The organism is Thioalkalivibrio sp. ALMg3, from assembly GCF_000381225.1.
Lineage (GTDB): Bacteria > Pseudomonadota > Gammaproteobacteria > Ectothiorhodospirales > Ectothiorhodospiraceae > Thioalkalivibrio > Thioalkalivibrio versutus.
Map to the genome: position 1 here is coordinate 81,982 of NZ_KB906222.1, position 20,762 is coordinate 102,743.

19 protein-coding genes and 1 pseudogene are annotated in these 20,762 nt (G+C 64.8%); 10 read left to right on the plus strand and 10 right to left on the minus strand.

Annotated features, from left to right (window positions below):
• Positions 1-63: 63 nt before the first annotated feature.
• Positions 64-366: a DUF1244 domain-containing protein gene (locus tag F622_RS0105910; RefSeq protein ID WP_018169024.1), complete on the plus strand. Its 303-nt coding sequence runs from the start codon at positions 64-66 to the stop codon at positions 364-366.
• Positions 359-1,507: a ribonuclease D gene (rnd, locus tag F622_RS0105915; RefSeq protein ID WP_018169023.1), complete on the plus strand. Its 1,149-nt coding sequence runs from the start codon at positions 359-361 to the stop codon at positions 1,505-1,507. Before F622_RS0105910 ends, rnd begins: the two co-directional genes overlap by 8 nt.
• Positions 1,508-1,538: 31 nt before the next feature.
• Here the strand turns inward: rnd and F622_RS0105920 are convergent, their stop codons facing one another.
• Positions 1,539-1,979, minus strand: a complete 441-nt coding sequence (locus F622_RS0105920; RefSeq protein WP_018145243.1) for a hypothetical protein — start codon at positions 1,977-1,979, stop codon at positions 1,539-1,541.
• 215 nt (positions 1,980-2,194) lie between these two features.
• Between F622_RS0105920 and F622_RS13765 the strand changes: the two genes are divergently transcribed.
• The gene (locus tag F622_RS13765; protein WP_231365740.1) at positions 2,195-2,653 is read left to right on the plus strand and encodes a SprT-like domain-containing protein; all 459 of its coding nucleotides are present in this window, start codon (positions 2,195-2,197) and stop codon (positions 2,651-2,653) included.
• On the opposite strand, the gene F622_RS0105925 is transcribed toward F622_RS13765, so the two are convergent.
• Entirely contained in the window at positions 2,624-3,922 is a 1,299-nt protein-coding gene (locus F622_RS0105925; protein ID WP_019571500.1) for a 3-deoxy-D-manno-octulosonic acid transferase, read from the minus strand. The two genes, F622_RS13765 and F622_RS0105925, sit on opposite strands and share 30 nt — an antisense overlap.
• A gap of 20 nt (positions 3,923-3,942) precedes the next feature.
• On the opposite strand from F622_RS0105925, the gene lpxL reads away from it, so the two are divergent.
• Positions 3,943-4,872: an LpxL/LpxP family Kdo(2)-lipid IV(A) lauroyl/palmitoleoyl acyltransferase gene (gene lpxL / locus F622_RS0105930; protein ID WP_019571501.1), complete on the plus strand. Its 930-nt coding sequence runs from the start codon at positions 3,943-3,945 to the stop codon at positions 4,870-4,872.
• Positions 4,873-4,885: 13 nt separating this feature from the next.
• On the opposite strand, the gene F622_RS0105935 is transcribed toward lpxL, so the two are convergent.
• The 4 genes and pseudogenes from F622_RS0105935 to F622_RS0105945 all read right to left on the minus strand — a co-directional run bounded on the left by F622_RS0105935 (position 4,886) and on the right by F622_RS0105945 (position 7,832).
• Positions 4,886-5,848, minus strand: coding sequence for a mitochondrial fission ELM1 family protein (locus F622_RS0105935; RefSeq protein WP_026331541.1), 963 nt, complete (start codon positions 5,846-5,848; stop codon positions 4,886-4,888).
• Between the two features lie 147 nt (positions 5,849-5,995).
• Complete coding sequence (locus tag F622_RS13385) at positions 5,996-6,835, minus strand: glycosyltransferase (protein WP_231365741.1); 840 nt, start codon at positions 6,833-6,835, stop codon at positions 5,996-5,998.
• Positions 6,836-6,887: 52 nt separating this feature from the next.
• Positions 6,888-7,139: pseudogene (locus F622_RS14200) on the minus strand (glycosyltransferase); the annotation flags it as partial.
• A 21-nt stretch (positions 7,140-7,160) separates the two neighbouring features.
• Entirely contained in the window at positions 7,161-7,832 is a 672-nt protein-coding gene (locus F622_RS0105945) for a 2OG-Fe(II) oxygenase (protein ID WP_019571504.1), read from the minus strand.
• Between the two features lie 149 nt (positions 7,833-7,981).
• Between F622_RS0105945 and F622_RS0105950 the strand changes: the two genes are divergently transcribed.
• Both F622_RS0105950 and F622_RS0105955 read left to right on the plus strand, forming a co-directional pair.
• On the plus strand, positions 7,982-8,800 hold the full coding sequence (locus tag F622_RS0105950) for an FkbM family methyltransferase (protein ID WP_019571505.1): 819 nt from the start codon (positions 7,982-7,984) through the stop codon (positions 8,798-8,800).
• A gap of 48 nt (positions 8,801-8,848) precedes the next feature.
• Positions 8,849-9,958, plus strand: a complete 1,110-nt coding sequence (locus F622_RS0105955; RefSeq protein ID WP_019571506.1) for a glycosyltransferase family 4 protein — start codon at positions 8,849-8,851, stop codon at positions 9,956-9,958.
• Here the strand turns inward: F622_RS0105955 and F622_RS0105960 are convergent.
• Positions 9,934-11,145: an O-antigen ligase family protein gene (locus tag F622_RS0105960; protein WP_155997106.1), complete on the minus strand. Its 1,212-nt coding sequence runs from the start codon at positions 11,143-11,145 to the stop codon at positions 9,934-9,936. The genes F622_RS0105955 and F622_RS0105960 overlap by 25 nt on opposite strands.
• 291 nt (positions 11,146-11,436) lie before the next feature.
• On the opposite strand from F622_RS0105960, the gene F622_RS0105965 reads away from it, so the two are divergent.
• Positions 11,437-12,261 carry a hypothetical protein gene (locus tag F622_RS0105965; protein ID WP_019571508.1) on the plus strand — a complete coding sequence of 275 codons (825 nt, stop codon included), beginning with the start codon at positions 11,437-11,439 and terminating at the stop codon, positions 12,259-12,261.
• Positions 12,262-12,315: 54 nt separating this feature from the next.
• Here F622_RS0105965 and F622_RS0105970 read toward each other — a convergent pair whose 3' ends face one another.
• The 3 genes from F622_RS0105970 to glnE are packed head-to-tail and all read right to left on the minus strand — an operon-like array spanning position 12,316 to position 16,439.
• Positions 12,316-12,540 (minus strand): zinc-finger domain-containing protein, encoded by a 225-nt coding sequence (locus F622_RS0105970; RefSeq protein WP_019567612.1) that lies wholly within the window; start codon positions 12,538-12,540, stop codon positions 12,316-12,318.
• 38 nt (positions 12,541-12,578) lie between these two features.
• Positions 12,579-13,499, minus strand: a complete 921-nt coding sequence (locus tag F622_RS0105975; protein WP_018168999.1) for a branched-chain amino acid transaminase — start codon at positions 13,497-13,499, stop codon at positions 12,579-12,581.
• A gap of 12 nt (positions 13,500-13,511) precedes the next feature.
• Positions 13,512-16,439 (minus strand): bifunctional [glutamate--ammonia ligase]-adenylyl-L-tyrosine phosphorylase/[glutamate--ammonia-ligase] adenylyltransferase, encoded by a 2,928-nt coding sequence (gene glnE / locus F622_RS0105980; RefSeq protein ID WP_019571509.1) that lies wholly within the window; start codon positions 16,437-16,439, stop codon positions 13,512-13,514.
• A gap of 148 nt (positions 16,440-16,587) precedes the next feature.
• Here glnE and F622_RS0105985 point away from each other — a divergent pair, with 148 nt between their 5' ends.
• From F622_RS0105985 to F622_RS0105995, 3 genes are all read left to right on the plus strand, one after another.
• Positions 16,588-17,625, plus strand: coding sequence for a Fe(3+) ABC transporter substrate-binding protein (locus F622_RS0105985; RefSeq protein WP_019571510.1), 1,038 nt, complete (start codon positions 16,588-16,590; stop codon positions 17,623-17,625).
• A gap of 203 nt (positions 17,626-17,828) precedes the next feature.
• Positions 17,829-19,595 carry an iron ABC transporter permease gene (locus F622_RS0105990; protein ID WP_018145217.1) on the plus strand — a complete coding sequence of 589 codons (1,767 nt, stop codon included), beginning with the start codon at positions 17,829-17,831 and terminating at the stop codon, positions 19,593-19,595.
• Complete coding sequence (locus F622_RS0105995; protein ID WP_018649635.1) at positions 19,592-20,701, plus strand: ABC transporter ATP-binding protein; 1,110 nt, start codon at positions 19,592-19,594, stop codon at positions 20,699-20,701. The genes F622_RS0105990 and F622_RS0105995 overlap by 4 nt, the downstream gene beginning before the upstream one ends.
• Positions 20,702-20,762 lie beyond the last annotated feature (61 nt).

A 20,762-nucleotide genomic window follows, 5' to 3' on the forward strand; every position in this document is an offset into this window, starting at 1 on the left:
CCCGGTCGAAGCAAACCGGGACTGTCACGCATACTGTGTCCGAACCGAAACAAGGAGCCTTGCATGGACCCGAACAAGCAAACCGAGATCGAAGCCGCCGTGTTGCGCCGCCTGCTGCAGCACCTGGACGAACGCAAGGACGTGCAGAACATTGACCTGATGAACCTGGCCGGCTTCTGCCGCAACTGCCTGTCCAAGTGGTACGTGGCCGCCGCCGAAGAACGCGGCGAGTCCATCGACTACGAGGGTGCCCGCGAGATCGTCTACGGCATGCCCTACAGCGAGTGGAAAGAGCGCTACCAGAAGGAGGCGACGCCGGAGCAGAAGGCCGCCTTCGAGGCCAGCCAGAAATCGCCCCATGCATGATCACGGCCTGATCGAGACCCCGGAGGCCCTGCAGGGCTTCCTCGACACCATCGCCGGGACCGACTGGATCGCGCTGGATACGGAGTTCATGCGCGAGAAGACCTACTACCCGCGCCTGTGCCTGATCCAGCTGGCAACTCTGGACCAGATCGCCTGCGTCGACCCGCTGCAACTCGACATCAAGCTGCTGGAACCCCTGCTGTTCGATGCCGGCGTAACCAAGGTCTTCCACTCGGCCTCGCAGGATCTCGAGGTGCTCTATCGCGAACTCGGACGCGTGCCCACCCCGGTGTTCGACACCCAGATCGCTGCCAGCATGCTCGGCCACGGCGAGCAGATCGGCTACGCCAACCTGGTCAAGGCGATCCTCGATCGCGACCTCGACAAGAGCCAGACCCGCACCGACTGGGCACGCCGCCCCCTGAGCAAGGAACAGATCCTTTACGCCGCCGATGACGTACGCTTCCTGGCCACCGTGTTCATGCGCCTACTGCACGAACTGGAAAGCCATGACCGCATGCACTGGCTGCGCCCGGAGATGGAGGCCCTGAGCGACCCGGCCCTGTACGAACCAAACCCCGAGGCGGCCTGGCAGCGGGTCTCCGGGGCCAAGCGGCTCAAGCCGCGCGAACGCGGCGTGCTCAAGGCCGTGGCCGCCTGGCGCGAACGCGCGGCGCAGGCGAGCGACCGCCCGCGCCGCTGGATCCTGGCCGACGACATCCTGATCGATATCGCCCGGCGCACGCCGGAGGACGCCGCCGCCCTGCACCAATTGCGCGGCTTCCCCGACGGCATGAAACCGCCACGTCAGGAAGAGCTGCTGGAGGCGATCCGCGAAGGCCAGGCCCTGCCCCGCGAGGAATGGCCACAACTGCCGGACAAGGCGAAGCTGACCGAGGCGGAAGAGGTCCTGGCGGACATCGGCATGGCCCTGCTGCGCGAGTGCGCGCGACGCAACCAGATCACCGCCGGCGCGATTGCGCAGCGCAAGGATGTCATCGAACTCCTGAAGGGCGACGGCACGAGCGGCCGCCTGGGCAGCGGCTGGCGTCACGAGATCGCCGGAAAGACCATCGCTCGCTGGTTTGCGGGCGATGGTGAACTGACACGTACGGAGGAAGGGCTGCAGATCCGCCCGTGATCGTCGCCCGGGCGGATCTGCAGCGGTAGCGTCAGGCGGCCTTGTAGATCCCGCGGCGCGGCGAGGTCAGGCGACCCTGGCGCTTCAGGTAGGCCAGGGTCTGGCTGATGTTCTTGGTATCCAGGCCGGCCTTCTCGGCCTGTGCCTTGATCTCCTTGATGCCCATCTCCGGCTGGGTGGCGACGATATCGCAAAGCTTCTGGCTGATGGACTCGCCACCGGCCCGGCGCCCGCGACGTCCGCCGCCCGCGGTACGACCCACGCGCCCGCCCAGTTCACGGATCTGGCGCTCGAGCTCGCCGAGTTCCTTGCGATGCCGTGCCACCATTTCCTTGCGCTTTTCCATCAGCTTCTCGCGCTTCTCGCGGCGTTCGGCTTCCTTGCCCTCGGCTTCTTCCTTTTCCCGCTGGCGCGCGAGGGCGTACAGTTCTTCGGCCGACAGATCGGAGGCCTTCTTGTTATCCATACTCATGCAGAACTCCCGGGTTCTTAAAACGGATGCGATTACAGGTTAAGACCAAAGGGTTTCCGGCTATTCAGTCTAGCCTCTAACATTTGATCACCATAGAATAGTACCACCCCATGGATAGATGCTGTAACGATCATAATAAGGTGCACACGGCACAAGAGCGACCACACGCACTTTCTGGCGAAAACCGCACACTCATACGAGAAGAGGTCGCCCGATTGTATAACCAGGCCGCGGGCACGCGCACATCCGATCCTCCCGCCGTTCACTTTGACTTGAAAGGCCGGGCGGCCGGCCAGTGGCGCCTGAGAAAGAATACGGAAACCCTGCGCTTCAATCCGGAAGCCTTCAGTCTGGACTGGAATCAACATTTCCCGGAAACAGTGGCACACGAAGTCGCCCACTCTCTGGTATATCGCACCTACGGCGCGCGCAGGGTTCGACCTCACGGCCCTGAATGGCGGGGGTTCATGCAGGCGATGGGGTTTCAAAAGCCCCGGGTCACACATGCGACCGCGCTGACCACACGCAAGATGCGCCAATATCACTACGAGTGCGCCTGCGGCCCTCAACTACTGAGCGCGCGACGGCACTTTCTTATTCGCAAACGCGGCTACCACTACCAGTGCCGCCAATGCGGCGAATGGCTAAAGCGCTCCGACGGCGGAGCGCCCTGAGGAGCCACCATCATTCCGGGGCGTGTGGCTGTTGATATAGTCAACCAGCCGCACGGTTGCCCCCTGATGCTCCGCAATAAAAGCGGCCGAGCGGCGCCGCAAGGCCTCACGCCCGGGTTCATCCATTACCAGCAATGCCCGAAGACGGGTAATGGCCTCGTCGGCGTCGGCGGCTCGCCCCAGCACATTCGCAGCCTGCATGCGCTCCACCAGGAGTTCGAAGTTGTCCACGTGCGGACCCATCACGACCGGGCAGTGCCACAACACCGCCTCCAGCGGATTGTGCCCGCCCACCGACACCAGCGACCCCCCTATGAAGGCCGCATCGGCCAGCCCGAAGAAGCGCTTCAGTTCCCCGAGGGTATCCAGGAGCCAGAAATGGGTGGCGGCGTCCGGCAGACCTTCACTGCGACGCACGAAGGTGTGGCCGGAACGCTCCAGCAAGTCCGCCACTGCGGGAAACCGCTGCGGATGGCGTGGCGCCACCACAACCAGGAGGCGCGGATACTCGGTGCGCAGTGCGCGCAGTCCCGAGAGCAACTGGGCCTCTTCGTCGGCATGGGTGCTGGCAAGAACGACTACCGGACGCCCATCAACCACCGGGCGCAGGGACTCGACTTCCTGACGATCGGTTTCCTCGACGCGGATATCGAACTTGATGTCGCCGTTGACCGTCACGCGATCAGGCACGGCCCCGAGCGCGACGAAACGCTCGCGGTCCAGCGGATTGCGACAGGCAATCCAGTCAAATCCGTTCAATGCTGGCGTGATCAGCCGCGGGAGCCGCACATAACGCCGGGCCGAGCGCCCGGACATACGGGCGTTCGCCAGCACGACCGGGATACCCATCCGTCGGGCCGCCGCCAGCATATTCGGCCAGATCTCGGTCTCCATCACCACGATGCACTGCGGCCGCAGCGCTCGCAGGAAGCGCCCCTGCAGCCAGGGCAGATCCAGTGGCATGAAGCGATGCATGACGCGGTCGCCGAGCCGCTCGGTCAGCATCGCGGCGCCGGTCGGCGTCGTCGTGGTTACCAGGATGCGCCGCGGGCCGGGCGCCAGGAGCTGGCGAATGAGCGGTTCCGCCGCCAGCACTTCACCGACCGAAACCGCATGGATCCAGATCTCCGCCGGCTCTGGCGGAGGGGCCCACCCCATCACCTCGCCCGGGCGCACACGCACCGATGCCCGACGACTGCGCAGTCCGTGGCGGATCAGCAGCAAGGGGGTCAGCAACGCAAGCAGCGCCGTGTAGACTACGCGGGTCATTCGCAGGGAGACTCCGATCCGTGACGGCCCGCCCCGAACATCCGAGCGCGACCGAACGCCCGCCCCGCGGCCCCGCCACCTGGCCCATGTGGGCGGTGATCGGCCTGGCTCGGCTGGTCATCCAGTTGCCCATCCGCTGGCAACAAGCGCTTGGGCGCGGCATTGGGCGGCTGTTCTACCGTTACGGCCGCAAGCGGCGCGCGATCGCCCGCACTAACCTCGAACTGTGTTTTCCCGGCCAGCCGCCGGAACGGCGCGAACAGTGGCTGCGCGAGCACTTCGAGGCGGCCGGAATGGGTGTCCTGGAAATAGCCATGGCCTGGTGGGGACGCGACGCGCAACTCAAGGGGCATTACACAATCCACGGGCTGGAACATCTGGACAAGGCACTGGAGCAAGGCAAGGGGGCCCTGCTGGTCAGCGCCCATTTCACCACACTCGAGCTTTGCGGGCGCCTGCTGGCGCTGCACCGGGAGTTTGCCGCGATGTACCGCCCCAGCGAACGCCCGCTGATCAACTACCTGTTCAGGGTCAATCGCAACCGCCACACGGCCGGCGTGATCGCACGCGACGACGTCAAGGGACTGCTGCGCACCCTGCGCGAGAACATGCCGGTGTGGTATGCACCCGACCAGGCCACCAGCGGGCGCCAGACCGAGCTGGTCCCGTTCTTCGGCGAACCCGCGAACACGCAGACCGCAACGCATCGCATCGCCCGGGTCAGCGGCGCCCCAGTCCTCCCCTTCTTCGGCTACCGGCGCGAAGACGGCCACTACGTCGTGACCATCCACCCCCCGGTAGAGGGCTTCCCCACCGAGGACGCCCACGCCGACACCCTGCGCATCAACCACATCATCGAAGAAGCCGTGATGGACGCCCCGGGGCAGTACTTCTGGACCCACAAGCGCTTCAAGAAACGCACGGGCCTGCCCGACCCCTACGCGAGCTGACTCTCGCGCATGATCAGTCTTCCAGACCCAGTTCGCGGCGGATATGTGCAGCCACCTTCGGCGTGTCATTCACTGGCGTGTAGACCCACTGGTCAAGCGCGCCGGCGAATGGCCGGGTTACCCCTTCCGCCTCCAGAGCGGAATGGAAAGCCTGCAGGCGACGACCGAGTGGCCCCAGGGCCACCGTGTACACCGGCACACCGGTCGCCGCCGCTTCCGAGACCATGGATACAGAATCGGCACTGACCACGATATGGTCGGCCGTTGCCAGCATCGCCATGAAGGGGTTCTCTCCCTGCCCGTCCCAGACAAACCCCGGGACATCCGCCAACCCCTCCACCAGTCGTCGGGTACTGGCCTCGCCCGTACGCCGCGAAGGGGTCACCAGCACGCTACCCCCGGAGGCTCCGGCCGCCGAACGCAGGTCACGGATCAGGGCATCCAACCGCTCCTGGCCCAGATCTCCCCGCTGGGTGGCACCCCCGATCAGCACCGCGATCCAGGGCCGGGGAAACGCAGCCCAGGCATCCCCCAGGTCCGCACGCGCCGACTCCAGCCGCTCGGCCGTCACCCGGTGCAGGGCGCCGCGCGTCGCGATCACGTTCGGGCCGGTCAGCCCATCGTGGCGGGGCGGCACCACCCAGTCGAAATGCCGCGGGGCGATCTGCGGATCCTGAATATGCACGGTCATGATGGCACCCCCGCTGGCGCGCCTGAGTGCCACGGCCACCGTGGCACTGCGGCGCCCGCAGGAGATCAAGAGGCGCGGCCAGGGCGGTGCCAGGGAATCGCTATCGGAGCTGAGCCCTCGCAACACGCCGGGGGCAAAGGAGCCGCGCATCCAGCGCCAGGGCGGACGCAGCCCCACCGTCTTGTGCTCATAGGGCAGCCCAACAGCCTCGGCCAGGCCACGGACCTGACTGGTCATCCCGGCTTCGCCGGTCGTCAGTGTCCAGCACTGCGGCGCGTCAGTCATAGCGTAAGGCTCGGAAGCGAATCAGGCAGCATCAATCTCTCTTTTGGCACTCATCTCTCGCACTAGTCTTCGGCTTTCCCAAGTCAGCGTCTCAACGCGGGCAAAAACCACTGTGTCCGCACCATCATCCCGCGAGCCGCACACTCTTCAAGGACTCGAAGGCTCTTTGCCACCATCCCGCCCGACGCTTGCAGCCACCAGCATATCGGCGTACAGCTCGACGACTCGCGGCAGCACGGATCCCTCGAAATAGTTCTCGCGATACTGGGTCAGTGCAGACCGGGCACGTCCCCTGGATTCAGCCGGCGACCCAGCTGCGCTTCGCATTGCCCGCATTAGGTCCTCCATGCTGTCGACTTCACACATAAAGGCATACGGTTCACCGAGAATCTCGAGCGGCCCTTTAGTTTTCGTCGAGACAATCGGGACACCGCACGCCATGGCCTCCAGAACGGCAATGCCGAATGGCTCATCACGAGATGGCAGCACGAAGACATCCGCCTGTTCAAGCAGGCCCCTGATGTCTGTCACCCACCCGGGGAACTCGACAGACCGTCCGATACCCAGATCCAGAGCCAGCGCTTTGAGCCGTTCTGCCTCTTCGCCGTCTCCAGCCAGAACTAATCGTGCGTCGGGATACTCAGTGAGCAAACCGGCAAAGGCCCGCAATAGCAGGTCAAACCCCTTCTTGGGGACAAAACGCCCAAAACTTGCCCAAATCTTTAGCTGAGAATCAGTCTTACCTTCTACACAATCCCTTGGTGGAAACGACGAGAAGTTCGGAATCACCCGAATGCGCTCCGGTTCGATCCCATGGCTCAGGAGGTAGTCACGCTGGCTGCGGGTGGTTACATTGAACCAGTCGATGTGTCGGTAATACTTGAGCTTTACATAATTGTGAAGCTTCGTGACGACAGGAAGGCCCAGCTGTCGTGCCGCACTTCCGCCCAGCCAGGCACCCCGAGCCATATGGGTATGCACCAGCATCCGGCCCAAAGCGGCCGACCGTCCGCCGAATCACTCGCCGGGCCAGTGGGTCCCAGGCGCCTAGAACACGAACGGGTTCGACGGCGATAGCCGCGTGCTTCGCCAGCTCGCCATGGGCGATCGATCCATTTCTGCAAACAGCAAGCACCGAATGGCCACGATCGGCGAGAGCTCGGCAAAGGTCCACGTAGTACCGTTCCGCTCCACCGAACCCCTGACTCAGCATCACCTGAGCGATCTTCATAGGCACGCCACCCCCACCAAAACAGGCGTCGACGGAGAACAAATCGCCGCCTTGAGCCATCCATCCAGTCTCAAAAAACGATCAAGCTGGTACAGCCCGCTGAACGGGGGTATCCGGCGAGGCCAGCTCGTGGCGATTGCGCCACTCTTCGGTCACGTAGTTGATGATCAACGAGCGTCGCACGCCTTCCAGGGGGCGAAGGTGGTAGCCATGCCAGGTGTTGTCCGCGGGCACGAATACCAGCGCACTGTTATACGTGCCTGGCGCCGTCTCGTAGTGCGTGTCCGCATCCACGTAGACGTCCGTGCCCCAGTTCTCGTAGCCGGGATCCGTGGACAGGTACAGCAGCATGGTGAATTTTTTCACGCCAAGATCGGTATGCGGTGCCAGCCAGAAACCCTCGGTATCCAGGCAATGCTCGATGCGCAGGTAGTTGCCGCTGACGTCCACGCCGCACACCTCGTAGATCGCATCCAGCACCTGCGGGCTCTCGAACGCCGCTGCAACGCTTTCGCACACATCGGAGGCCCGCCGGTTCTCGACGTCGAAGAAGCGCCGCGAGCTGTTGTGCGTCTCGCGCTTGCCCTCGGTATCGCCGATCGCGGGCGGCTCGAACGGCAGTGCCTCGACTGCACGCGCCGCCGCCTCGGGCAGCACCGCCTGTGGATACCAGCGCCGATATGGATATGCCTCCGATGACGCACGCCGCAGCGATGCCTCGACCTGCTCTGCTACCTCTGCGACCGGGCTCATGCCTTTCCTCGAAAAATTAGATATTTGGGTTTGCGATTGTAAAGCAACGGGCACAGCAGCCAAAACCTCCGGACGTCCGAACTGCTAGAATTCAGCGTCTTCATAAGCCGCCCACGCCGTGATGCGTGGCACCCCGGACAAGGCGATCCATGACATCCAGGCCCAACGCGAAGCCCTCCGCATTCGGCAACTATCGCCCCGAAAGGCGTGCGCTTCCATTCCTCTGGATCGTTCGCCTCGGACTCGCTCGCGGCAAACTTTCGCGCGGGTTACGCAAGTTGTGGATGCGCTGGTTCAACCATGTGGTAGACATCCAGGCGAGGGGGATCCGCTATCGCCTGAACATCGGCGACAACGTAACCGACGCCAAGATCCTTCTGTCTTCCAAAAAATACGACCAGACCGAACTCCAGCATCTTGCGCACGCATGCTCCGAGGGCACGTTCGTCGATATCGGCGCCAACACGGGCTACTACAGCCTGCAGGTTGCCGCCTCCGGGGCACGGCAGGTCCTTGCAATCGAGCCCAACCCGCCCACCTTCGAGCGCCTGGCGTTCAATATCGAATGCAATCCGTTCGCGAAGACAGTTCGCGCCCTCAAACTTGCCATCGGGCCCAAGGGGGTAGTAGACCTTCACCAGACGCAAACGCTCGGATCGGCCTCACTGATGAAGATGGATTTCCACGAAGCGGGCACCACCGAGGTCGAGTCCAGCCCGCTCCTCAATGTCCTCGGAGCCGAAGGCATCACCCAGATCGACGGGTTGAAGATCGACATCGAAGGATACGAATACCAGGCACTCGAGCCCTTCTTCAGGGACGCGCCCCGCTCACTGCACCCGCGCTGCATGGTCGTGGAAAAGTGCCACGGGCATGTCTGGGAGCAGGATGTCATCAAGCTACTCCAGACCCATGGCTACACTCTTACCGGACAGACACGCTCCAATGCGATCCTCCGCCGAGATTGAGGGACCGGCGGACCGAGCCACGCCCAGGAAGCACCGGGAAGTCGCACCATGACCACCATCCTTCAGGTCGTTCCCGCCCTCGAAGCGGGGGGCGTAGAGCGCGGCACACTCGAAGTCGGGCAGGCCCTGGTCGAAGCCGGACACCGCTCCCTGGTGATGTCGGCAGGGGGCCGCATGGTGCCCGAACTCGAGAGTCAGGGTAGTGAACACTTCACCTGGCCGATCGGGGAAAAATCCCTCTGGACCTTCCGGCTGGTGCGCCCACTACGGCGCTTCCTGCAACAACAACGCGTGGATGTGATTGATGTTCGCTCGCGCATGCCGGCCTGGGTCGTCTGGCGGGCCTGGTCGCGGATGCCCGCAGTCACCCGCCCCCGGCTGGTGACTTCGGTGCACGGATTCAATTCCGTTAACCGCTACAGCGAGATCCTCACCCGGGGCGAACGGGTCGTGACAGTATCCGAGACCCTCAAAACATTCCTGATCACCCAGTATCCACGGCTTGAGGCTGAGCGTATTGAAGTCATCCATCGCGGAATCGACACACGCGATTATCACCCCGGCTTTGAGCCCTCGCCATCCTGGGTCACCGAGTGGGAAAGCGCGTTTCCACAGCTTCAGGGGCGGTACCTCCTGACACTTCCGGGTCGTATTACTCGGCTGAAGGGACACTTCGACGCCCTGGACATACTGCAGGGCCTTCTCCAGCGGGGAATCCCCGCGCACCTGCTGATGGCAGGCGGCACCGATCCGCGCAAGCAGGCCTATCATCGCGAACTGGAAGGCCACCTCTCGCAACTCGGCCTTGAGCCCCGTGTGACCTTCACGGGCCAGCGTTCCGATCTACGCGAAATCCTGGCGGTTTCGGATGCAGTGTTATCCCTGTCCACCCAACCCGAGTCTTTCGGACGCACCACCCTGGAGGCGCTCAGCCTCGGGCGTCCTGTGCTCGGTTACGATCACGGCGGCGTGGGCGAACAACTCGCCAAACTACTGCCCGAAGGGCGCGTACCCCCTGGACAAACCTCGGCCGCTATTGAGCGTCTTGCCGACTGGGCGACAGGGAATGCCCCGGCACCTCGATGGCCCCACGCATGGGATCTGGACACCATGCGCCGCCGGACGATCGATCTCTACGAGACGCTGACCGGCCGCTGACCGGCTGGTCGGCCCTGGCGGGCCGCCGCCTCCCCTCGCACCAGAGGCGCCAGCGCAAGCGCGACCACCAGCCACAACACCGCTGTCGTGTAGGAACTGTAGATCGTCCAGTGGACATTGACAGGATTCAGTGCCACGAAGATCGCCACCCCACCAACGACATAGAGCGGAAGAAGGTCTCGCTCGCTTCTCCTCGCGCGTTGCCACAATGCCAGGAGGATCGCCAGCAACACCCCCAGGTAGGCCACCAGCCCGACAATCCCGGTCGAAACCAGCACATCGAGGAAATACAAATGGATGTGGGCAAAGGCCATATCCGTATAGCCGCGCGCTTCGGCCACAGGCTCGACACCGCGCACCCCCACACCCAGGATCGGCTCGTCCATCGCCACGCGCCAGGAAGCAAGCCAGATCGTCCCGCGCTTCGCCGTCGCCTCATCGATGGCTTCGATGCTGAGCTCAGAGGCCTTCGAGACGACCGCCAGACGATCCCGAGTCTCGGGCGACACCCACAGCGCCACAACAATGCCCAGTACGAAGATGCTCAGAAACGCGCTCACCGTACGCATGCGCAGGCGGTAATACCCGACAAGGAAAAGGCCGTAGGCAAACAGGACTATCAAGGTCGCCACCATGGCCGCCCGGGAACCCGAGAGGAGTATCGCGACGATCACGATCAGCGGCAACAGGACCGCCAGCCGATTGAAAGAGGCCAGGCGACGCGACGCCTCCAGGACGAACGGCAGGAAATGCGCCAGCACGATGCCCAGCCGCATGTTCGGATGAAACAGCCCATCAATGCGGCGTCCGTTGTACGGGTACCCCAATACGTTCGCGCCGGTGACAAACTGAAAAAACCCGTCAAGCGACCAAAACACGGCCAGCGCCAAGACTACGTAAAGTAACGGTGTCGCTACGTCACGATGCCGCGCGACCCAGAGCAGCGGGAGCATCGCCACAGCAAACAACGGGTAGGTCAGGGCGGTTCGCAATGCGCGATCAAAGTCCACAGCCACGGTCAACGCCAGTAGCTGCGGAAGCCATAGGGCCATCAAGAGAAACAGGGCCCAGCGGGTCCAGGACTCGCACCACAATTGACGCCAGCGAACGAACATCAGCGCAAGGCCGCCGAGAGAAAGCATTGCCAAGGGCAGGAAGACCCCCGTGCCAAATGGCAAGACAAACAAGGCCAGAGCCGCAAGCCCCACTACCAACCAATAGACGCGATAACCACCCGTTCGCCCGCTGATTTTCTGCAACCATCCTTCCGCAATCACACTCAAACCCGGCAACTGTCGAATCCAGCGCGGGATAGTACCTTACAGACAAGGCCCTGCGCGCAACGCGACCGATAGTCGACCTGACAGTTGCCGGACTTTGGGCGACAATCGGAAATGCGGAAAAGGCCCCTCTTCCCGAAGACCCACGGCAAGAAGGGGCCACAACCCTTTAGCGTAACTGACTAGGAAAAATCGCGAATGGAACAGAGCGAGCAAAGATCAGCCCACGACGGCGGCAGCAAACAAGTGATCTGCATGAAATGGGGCTCGCTCTACGGCCCGGAGTATGTCAACCGGCTATACGCCGCCGTACAACGCCAAACGACAGGACCTCTTCGATTCGTATGCCTTACGGACGACACGACCGGCCTGCGACCGGAAGTCGAGACGCACCCATGCCCGGAGATCAACATTCCGGAACCCTGGTGCAACACCGGCTGGCGGAAAATGGCTCTTTACCTTGATCCAGCCGCGCTCTCCGGTCTCGAGGGCGATTGGCTCTTCCTGGATTTAGACGTGGTCGTCACGGGCTCTCTGGACCCCTTCTTCGACTTTGAACCCAAGCATCCATTCGTCGTCATGCAGAACTGGACCCAACCCGGAAAAGGGATCGGTAACACATCGGTGTTCCGGTTCCGCATGGGTGTTCATGGCTATCTGCTCGAACGGCTAATGGGGGACTTCGACCGCTTCCGCAGGCAGTATCGCAACGAGCAAACCTACATCAGCCGCGAGATCGATTCCCTGCTGTTCTGGCCGGACGCGTGGTGCGCTTTGTTCAAGGTCCATTGCGTCCCGGCCTGGCCCGCTCGCCTCTGGCGCACGCCGGCGATACCCGACGGAGCCCGTGTGGTCGCATTCCCGGGATCGCCCAACCCTCCGGACGCCTTGGAGGGAAAGTGGCCGGAAAAACGCTGGCGGAAAAGGCTGTACAAGAAGATCCGCCCAACTCCCTGGATCGATACCTATTGGGCGCGAGCCGAAGAGGCCTTGGCAGAGGGAATAGCGAACTCCCGGGACTGACCGAGGTAACTGACAGGGACCGGATCTGGCCCGCGCCCCCCGGTCACGCGGAAATCAGTCGTCGTCTTTCAGGATGAACTGGGTGCCGCAGTAGGGGCACAGGTAGCGGCCGTCGGGGGCCTCGTCGATCGGGAGAAAGACGCGCGGGTGCGAGGACCACAGCGCCATCGTCGGCGTGGGGCAGTGCAACGGCAGGTCCTTGCGCGTGACGGTGATTTCGGTCTGCGCGTTCGCGGTCGGGTACTGATCCTGGTGGTGGGCGGTATCGGGGTTCACCATGGTTTTTCTCGCATCCGGTTGACGGAAAATTGGGCGTCTCAGACGAAGGTCAGCCAGCCCTCGTGGCGGCTGTCCCGGCCCTGTACCACATCGAAGTAGCGCGACTGCAGGCGCTCGGTGATGGGTCCGCGGGTGCCGGAGCCGATCGGGCGGTCGTCGACCTCGCGGATCGGAGTCACCTCGGCGGCGGTACCGGTAAAGAAGGCCTCGTCGGCGATGTACACCTCGTCGCGGGTGATGCGCTTCTCGATGACGTCCAGGCCCTCCTCGTGCGCCAGCTCGATGACCGTGCGGCGGGTGATGCCGTCCAGCGCGGAGGTCAGGTCCGGGGTGAACAGCACGCCGTCGCGCACGATAAAGATGTTCTCGCCGCTGCCTTCGGCCACGTAGCCCTCGGTATCCAGCAGCATGGCCTCGTCGTAGCCACAGCGGGTCGCCTCCTGCAGGGCCATCATGGAGTTCATGTAGTTGCCGTTGGCCTTGGCCTTGCACATGGTCACGTTGACGTGATGCCGGCTGAAAGAGGAGGTGCGAATGCGAATCCCCTTCTCGATGCCCTCGTCGCCCAGGTAGCTGCCCCAGTGCCAGGCCGCAACCATCGCATGCACCAGGAGATTGTCCGCGCGCAGGCCCATGCCTTCGGAACCGAGGAAGCACATCGGACGCAGGTAGGCGCTTTCCAGCCCGTTGTCGCGCACGGACGCGATCTGGGCATCGTTCAGCACCTCGGCGGTATAGGGGATGGTCATGCCGAGAATCTTGGCCGAGTTGAACAGCCGCCGGGTGTGGTCCTGCAGGCGGAAGATCGCGGGGCCGCGCTCGGTCTTGTACGCGCGCACACCCTCGAACACCCCCATGCCGTAATGCAGCGTGTGGGTGAGCACGTGGGTCTTCGCCTCGCGCCAGGGCACCATCTGCCCGTCCAGCCAGATCACCCCGTCGCGGTCGGCCATCGACATTGTCTTGTTCCTCTATGTGGGCTCGTTCGCGGCCGATTCCGGCTCGCCGAACAGGTCATTCCAGGCATCGATCACGCCATCGCGCACGGCGCAGAGCTCGTCGTCGGGCTTTTCGACCCGGGCGTCCAGGCCCGCCAGCGTCAGGCGGTGGATGCGGTTGCGCAGATCGCGGTAGGCATCCGCCAGCGCCTCGCTCAACGCCGCGTCGATCACGCCCTCGCGCCCCAGTGCATCCAGCGTGCGGATCTTGTCCGGCCAGTCACACACGGCGGGATGATCGTGAGCAGATACCAAAACCCAGTATTGAACCATGAATTCGATATCAGTGATACCGCCCCGGTCGCGCTTGAGATGGAAGCCGTGGCCCCGCTTCGAGGCGTGCTCGGCCAGCATGCGGTTGCGCATCTCGACCACCTCGGCGCGCAGTGCATCGGTATCCCTTTCACGAGTCAGCACCTCGCGACGCAGGGCATCGAACTGCTCGCCCAGTTCGGCATCCCCGGTCACGAAGCGCGCACGCACCAGCGCCTGATGCTCCCAGGTCCAGGCCGACTCGTCCTGGTAACGCCGGAACGCCTGCAAGCCGCTGACCAGCAGACCCGCGGTACCACTAGGGCGCAACCGGGTATCCACCTCGTACAAGCGGCCCGCCGGGGTAAAGGCCCCCAGCAGGTGCACCACCCGCTGGGCGACGCGGGCGAAGAATTCGGTGTTGTCGATCACCTTGGGCCCCGCGGTCTGCGCCTCGTCGCCCTCGCTGTCGTGCAGGAACACCACGTCCAGATCCGAACCATAGCCCAGCTCGAAGCCACCCAGCTTGCCGTACCCGATCACCGCAAAGCGCGCGACGCGGCGCGCATCCGTGGCCCCGCACTGCGGCTCGCCGTGGCGCTCCACCATCTTGTCCCAGGCCAGCTGCAGCACCCGCTCCAGAAGCACCTCGGCCAGCCAGGTCAGATGGTCGGAGATCTTCATCAGCGGCAGAAAGCCCATGATGTCGGCGGCCGCCACGCGCAGCGTCTGCACCTGCTTGAACTGGCGCAGCCGGTCCAGCATCTGCTCGTGGTCCTGCCCGGGGAACTGCGCCAGCTCGGCCTCCAGCTCCTCGCGCAGCCCGTCACGATCAGGTGGCGCGTACAGCGCGCGCGGGTCCAGTAGCTCGTCCAGCAGCACCGGGTGGCGGGTCAACTGCTCGTTGATCCACGGGCTGGCGGCCACCAGCTTGACCAGCTGCGACAGCGCCAGGGGGTTCTCCACCAGCAGCGACAGGTACACCGAGCGCCGGGCAATCGTGCGCACCATCTGCAGCGCCCGCGGCAATACCGCATCCGGCGCGTCCATCTCCGCGATCGCCCCGATCAGCAACGGCATCAGGCGGTCCAGGCGCTGGCGCCCGGTCACGCTCATCGCGCGCACGCCCGGACTCTCGCGCAGATCGGCGATCCCGCGCAGAGCCTCGTCCGCATCCTGAAAGTCCATCGCCTCCAGCACCGCCCGGGCATCCGCCTCCGGCAGCGAGCCCTGCCACAGACGATTGAGCTGCTGCTCGCGCCCGGTCTCGGGCGAGGCCTCCATGGCCTCCCCGTCCGCACGCTGCGGGGCACTGAATACCTGCTCGAAGTGAGCATGCACCCGCCGCTGCTCGCGCAACAGCGCCATCTCGAAGGCCGCCTCGTCGTCGAACCCCAGCGACAGCGCCAGTCGATGCCGGTCCTGGCCATTGGAGGGCAGACGGTGGGTCTGCTGGTCATTCAGCATCTGCAAACGATTTTCTACCCGACGCAGGAAGCGATAGGAACGTTCCAGCTGCTCGACGGCGTAGCCGGGCAGCAGGTCGCGCTCCTGCAATGCCGTCATCACGCCCAGCAGGTCACGCCGCTGTAGCCCCTGGTCGCGCCCCCCGCGGATCAACTGGAACGACTGCGCGATGAACTCGATCTCGCGGATCCCACCCTCGCCGTGCTTCACGTCCTCGAAGCGACCGCGCCGCGCCGACTCGTCGTTAATCATCTGCTTCAGCTCGCGCAGATTGGCCAGCGTGCCGTAGTCCAGATAGCGCCGGTAGATGAACGGGCGCAGCCGGCGCATCAGGCGCGCCCCGGCCTCCGGGTCGCCCGCCAGCGGACTCGCCTTGATCAAGGCGTAGCGCTCCCACTCGCGGCCGTGGGCCTGGTAGTAGTCCTCCATCGCGTCGAAGTGCATCACCAGCGGTCCGGAATCCCCGAACGGGCGCAGGCGCATGTCCACGCGATAGCAAAAGCCGTCCGCAGTCACGTCCGACAGCGCCGCAATCAGCTGGCGCCCCAGGCGCTGGAAGAATTCCTGATTCTCGATCACGCGCTTGCCATCGGTCTCCCCCGCCTCCTCGAAGGCGAAGATCAGATCGATATCCGAGGAGAAGTTGAGCTCGCTGCCACCCAGCTTGCCGAGCCCCAGGACCACCATGGACAGGGCCTCGCCCGCGGGGCTGCGCGGCTGGCCGTAACGCTCCTGCAAATGGCGGTCCAGCCATTGCAGGCCACCCTCGATAAGGGAGCGGGCCAGACGGCTCAGGTCGTGCATGACCTCGTCGAGGTCGGCGTGCCCGGCCAGGTCGCGCCAGGCGATGCGGATCATCTCGCGATGCCGCGTTTCGCGCAGCGCGTGACGCAGCCCGGCATCGTCGGTCACGGCCCCCAGGCGCGCCTGCAGCGTGCGCTCGAAGTCCGCATCGTCACAAGCCGGTATTTGGCCGTGTGGATCCAGCGCCTCGAGCAAGTACTCTGGATGCTGACGCACTGTCTGCACCAGGTAGTGACTGAAGGCGAACGGGGCCGGGGTCGACGCCAGGAAGGTGTCCGGCCAGGCGAGCTTTTCATCCAGCTCGGCCAGCAGATCGCGGACCTCCTGCTCCAGCGGCGGCGACAGGCGAGCGGGGGATTCGGGCAGGGGCTTGTCCATGTGCCAAGCGTATCAGCGTTGCGACCCGGGGAGGCCACCCCATGCCACGTACCGGTCGCGGGGTATTGACTTGGATGAGAACACAAATAACAATCGTTCTCGTCTACACGGCTATCCGCCGCATGAATCCACACGAGGATCGCTCGCCATGAACTTTCGCCCGTTTGCCTGGCTGATCGCCACGGCCGCCGCCATCGCCGTCAGCATGCCCCTGGTCGGCTGCAGCCCCGCCGACCAGGACGAGGTCAACCTCTATTCGGCGCGCCAGGAAAACCTGATCAAGCCGCTGCTGGACGACTTCACTGATCAGACCGGCATCCCGGTCAACCTGGTGACCGGCGGGGCGGACAGTCTGCTGCAGCGCCTGCGCCACGAGGGTCGCAACTCACCCGCCGATCTCTTCATCACCGTGGACGCGGCGCGTCTGCACCAGGCCAGCGAGGCCGGCGTGCTGCAGGCGGTCGAATCGGACGTGCTGCGTGAGAATATCCCGGAGCGCTACCGCGACCCGGACGGACAGTGGTTCGGCCTGTCGTCGCGCGCGCGCCCCATCCTCTACCACAAGGACCGCGTGGACCCGGCGGAACTCTCCACCTACGAGGCCCTGACCGATGCGCATTGGGAGGGCCGGATCTGCATCCGCTCCTCCAGCAACGTGTACAACCAGTCGCTGGTGGCCGCGATGATCGCCACCGAGGGCGCCGAGGCCGCCCAGGACTGGGCCGCCGGAATCGTGGCCAACATGGCGCGCCAGCCGCAGGGCGGTGACCGCGATCAGATCCGCGCCGTGGCCGACGGGGTCTGCGACGTCGCGATTGCCAACACCTACTACCTGGGCCTGATGCTGGACGGCGAGGGCCGTGATCGCGAGGTCGCCGGGCAGATCGGGGTGTTCTGGCCCAACCAGGACGGCCGCGGCACGCACGTCAATATCAGTGGCGCCGGCGTCACCGCGCATGCCCCGAACCGGGACAACGCGATTCGCCTGCTGGAATTCCTGTCCTCCACCGAGGCGCAGGAGTGGTACGCCGAGGTCAACCAGGAATACCCGATCCGCGACGACGTACCGGCCAGCGACATCCTCCAGAGTTTCGGCGAATTCCAGTCCGACGACATCGAGCTCTACCGTCTGGGCAACCACAACGCCGAGGCCGTACGCATCATGGACCGCGTCCGCTGGCGCTGATGCTCGTCCACGACACCCCACTCACTCTCGCCCCCGGTCCTCCGGGGGCGTTCTGTTTGGCACCACAGAACGCGCGCAGGGCACGGGGCCGTGCATGAGGCGCGGTGTAGCCACCGCGATCGCGGCACATGGCCACGACAATCCGCCAGTCACAAGGCGGCCATAGTGGTATTCGAAACAAGAACCTTTATTATTCGCAATCCATGACCGCCCAGACCACCAACCCGCCCGCGACGCCTGCGAATCCTGCGGTTCGCCAGCGCCTGCCGTTCAGCCCGTGGTCGGCAGTCGCCATCGTCGTAGCGCTGACGCTCGCCCTACCGATCCTGGTCATCTTCGGGCACGTGTTCATCCCCGCCGGCGAGGTCTGGACCCACCTGCGCGAGACAGTCCTCGCGGACTATGTCGTCAACTCCCTGGCCCTGCTGATTGGCGTCGGGATCGGGGTGCTGGTGATCGGGGTACCGGTTGCCTGGCTGGTCAGCGTGTGCGAGTTCCCCGGCCGTTCGATCTTCCAGTGGGCGCTGATGCTGCCGCTGGCCATGCCGGCCTACATCATTGCCTACACCTACACCGGCATGCTGGATTTCAGCGGCCCGGTACAAAGCCTGATCCGTGAACTCACGGGACTGGGTTACGGCGAGTACTACTTCCCCGAGATCCGCTCGCTGGGCGGCGCCATGGCCATGCTGACGCTGGTGCTTTACCCCTATGTCTACCTGCTCAGCCGCGCCGCCTTCCTCGAGCAGTCGGTCTGCGTACTGGAGGTCTCCCGCACCTTGGGCGCCGGTCCGTTCGGTGGCTTTCGCCGGGTCGCCCTGCCGCTCGCACGTCCGGCCATCATCGCCGGGTTGACCCTTGCGCTGATGGAAGTGCTGGCCGATTACGGCACGGTCGCTTACTTCGGCGTGAGCACCTTCACCACCGGCATCTTCCGCACCTGGTACGCCCTGGGCGACCCGGCCGCGGCGGCCCAGCTCGCGGCCGTGCTGCTGACCTTCGTATTCGTACTGATCGTGCTGGAACGCTGGTCGCGGGCCAAGGCGCGCTTCCATCACACCAGCCGCCGCTACTCGACCCTGCCGCGTTACCAGCTACGCGGCTGGAAGGCCACCGCGGCCTTCCTGGGCTGCCTGTTTCCGGTCCTGCTGGGCTTCCTGCTGCCGGCCCTCCAGCTCGGACTGTGGACCGTGCAGACCACCGAACAATGGATGAACCCGGCCTTCGGGCGACTGGTCTTCAACAGCTTCTGGCTGGCCATCGCCGCGGCCGTGATCGCGGTCGTCCTGGCCCTGGTCCTCGCCTATGCACGGCGCATGGAGGGCGGGCGTTTCACCGCGGCTGCCGTGCGCGTCGCCGGGATGGGCTACGCGGTACCCGGCATCGTGATCGCGATCGGCGTGATGATCCCGTTCGCCGCCTTCGACAACGCCCTGGACGGCTTCATGCGCGACACCTTCGGAGTGTCCACCGGCCTGTTGCTATCGGGCACGCTGTTCGCCCTGCTGTTCGCCTATGCCGTGCGCTTTCTCGCCGTCTCGCTGCAGACGGTCGAGGCCGGGCTGGGCAAGATCCAGCCGAGCATGGACGATGCCGCCCGCTCGCTGGGGATGCGTCCACTGCAGACCCTGACCCGGGTACACCTGCCGATCATGCGCGGCACCCTGCTGACGGCATTGCTGCTGGTATTCGTCGATGTCCTGAAGGAGCTTCCGGCGACGCTCATCCTGCGCCCGTTCGACTTCAACACCCTCGCGGTGCGCGCCTTCGAGCTGGCCAGTGACGAGCGCCTGGCCGAATCCTCCAGCGCCGCCCTGGCCATCGTGCTGGTCGGGCTGGTTCCCGTTATCCTGCTGTCGGTGACCATCGGCCGCTCGCGCCCCGGCCAGCAGGGCCCGACCCGCGCGGCGGACGAAGAATCGCCGCAAAAACCCCTCGCCATGCCCGCAGGCACGACGAATACGCCATGACCCAGCCCATCGAAACCACACTGCAGGTGCCCCATACCCCGCTGATCGCCCTCGATCGAGTGGATATCGGCTATGACGGTACCGCCGTGGTCCATCAGGTCTCCCTGGCCCTGCCCAAGGGCCAGATCGGCTGCCTGCTGGGCCCCTCCGGCTGCGGCAAGACCACATTGCTGCGGGCGATCGCCGGCTTCGAGCCCCTGATGGCGGGGAGCATCCAGCTGGACGGGCGCAGCGTCAGCGATGCCCGCAGCACGATCCCGCCGGAGAAGCGCGGGGTCGGCATGGTGTTCCAGGATTTCGCCCTGTTCCCGCACCTGAGCGTGGCCGACAACATTGGCTTCGGCATCCGCCACTGGAGCCGCAAGGATCGTGACGAGCGCATCCGCTCGCTCCTCAAGCTGGTGGGCTTGCCGGGCTATGGCGAGTCCTACCCGCACGCCCTGTCCGGTGGCCAGCAGCAACGCATCGCCCTGGCCCGGGCCCTGGCCCCGCGGCCCAAGCTGCTGTTGCTGGATGAGCCATTTTCCAGCATGGACGTGGAGCTACGCAGCGAACTGGCCCGCGAGGTCCGGCGCATCCTGCGCGCGGAGAACACCACCGCCATCCTCGTGACCCACGACCAGAACGAGGCCTTCGCCTTCGCCGATCGCATCGCGGTGATCCACCAGGGCCGCGTGGCCCAGTGGGACACTGCCTACAACCTCTACCATCGACCGGCGGATCGTTTCGTCGCAGACTTCGTCGGCGAGGGTACGCTGATCCCCGGCATGGTCTGCGCCGAACACGTGGTCGATACCGCCTTTGGCCAGATCGAGGGCACGCTGTCGGAACAGCTGCCGCCCGGCACCGCCGTGGACGTCCTCGTGCGTCCGGACGACATCGCGATCGACAACGAAGCGGGCACCATCCGCACCGAGATCCTCGACAAGGCCTTCCGCGGGGCGGACTTCCTCTACACCCTGCGCCTGCCGGACGGCCTCAGCGTGCTGTGCATGGCGCCCAGCCACGACAATTTCGTCATCGGCGAGCACGTGCGCCTGCGCCTCGACTTCACCCACCTGGTAGTGTTCTCGCGCGGCAGCGGGGTCGACTGCCCGGCCTCCTGACCCTGGCGCGCTCCGCAGCCCGCCAGGGTCGTTGGTGCAGGCCCAGCGGGAACTCGCGTGA